The 1546-nt window shown below is 63.6% G+C and carries 1 pseudogene; it reads right to left on the minus strand.

Going from position 1 to position 1546, the window contains the following annotated elements:
- Positions 1-240: 240 nt before the first annotated feature.
- A pseudogene (locus EOD15_RS34010) lies at positions 241-1546 on the minus strand (hypothetical protein); the annotation flags it as partial.

Here is a 1546-nt window from a genome sequence, read left to right on the forward strand (position 1 = left end):
CCGGCCAATCGTGGCCCAATATTCGAGCTGTCCGCTGATCGAACGGTTCATGATTGCGCCCTCCGACCGGGCGTCCTCCACCAGCTGGGAGGATAGTTTGACAGAGGCGAGACGTGCACCCATTGTCGTGGTCCTTTCTGTTGTAGGTAGCAAAATGCTACCCGATCCGGGCAAGATTTGCAAGGTCGGTGTCATTTTGCTACCTGCTGCAGGGGAGGGGAGGGCGATGCTCCCGCGCGACTACATGTCGAAGCCGACGCCCATCCCCACCGACACTTCGCCACCGCTGAATGAGCCGCCAACGCTGAACGATCCACGGCCGAAACTCTTCCCATAGCCGGCGGAAAATGCCGCCTCACCATCCGCAAACCCCATGCCGAACGCCAACCGGCCGCGCTCGCTACGCCCGCCTGCCGCGTTGATGCCCATTTGCACCATGGCCGCCGTCATCGCCGACTGTCGAGAGATGCGCTTGTTGGTCTGCTGGAAACCGCGCTCCACCCGATTGCCCAATTCCTGCAGCCCATGCGAAACGTCATTGACGCGCTTGTCTGTATAGCTGTTCGCGGCCTGCAGTGTTTCGGTGGTCTTTGTGTCGGTGTACGCCTTACTGTCGCTTTCGGCCTTCTTCACCTGGCGCACATTCGCCGCGTCGGTGTCGGCCTTTCCATCGGCCACGTTCGACACGCGCGTGCCGCTCTTGCCTTCCAGGGTCACCGCGTCGCGGCTTTCATCATCGTAGGTCACGCCTCGCGTGCTGGTTGGGCGTTCCTCCACGTCGGTCACCCGGTCCTCGATCCCGGCAAGCCGGCCATCGACGGCCGCAAATGCGTCGCCCACGGTCGTGAATGTCTGGCCGCCAATGACAAAGGTCGGAGCCACGTAAGAGCCGTTTGCCCACCGGCCGCCGGCGCCGAAAATCGACGCCACGGCATCGAGCTGGCCGAAGTTGGTCGCATCGGTCCTGCTGGTGCCGGCCGCTACGCCCGTGATCCGGGTTGCTTGGCCACCTCGCGTCGCGTTGTAGGCCTGGCCGTCGTACATCAAGGCGTCATTGGCGACTGCCCCAAGATCAGCCGCTACAGCGTCCAGCTGGCCTCTATTGACGGCATCCGTCGCGGCCACACCTGCAGCGACATTGGACATGCGGACAGTGCGGGAGCCGTCGCCCAGGGAAATGGCGGTCCTGGTGTTGTCGGTGTATTTCACAGCGACCTGATCGAGGGCCTGCAGGTCATTGCGAACTGTGTTGAGCTGACCGCGATTTACCGCGTCGGAATCCTCCACGCCATCGGCTACACCAGTAACACGGGTAGCCTGACCGTCGCGACGAGCGTTGTATGCCTGACCGTCGAACAGCAGGGCATCCCGGCCGACGTTAGCCACGTCGCCGGCGACAGCATCGAGCTGGCGCTTGTTGACGGCATCAGTGGCGTCCTGGCCATCGGCCAGATCGACCACGCGGGAGCCCTTGGCGGCGATCGCACCGTCCGGGCCGGTGAACTGCACCGCACGGGCATCGAGGGCGGCCAGATCAGTCCCCACC

The sequence above is a fragment of the Mesorhizobium sp. M7A.T.Ca.US.000.02.2.1 genome (genome assembly GCF_003996995.1).
Lineage (GTDB): Bacteria > Pseudomonadota > Alphaproteobacteria > Rhizobiales > Rhizobiaceae > Mesorhizobium.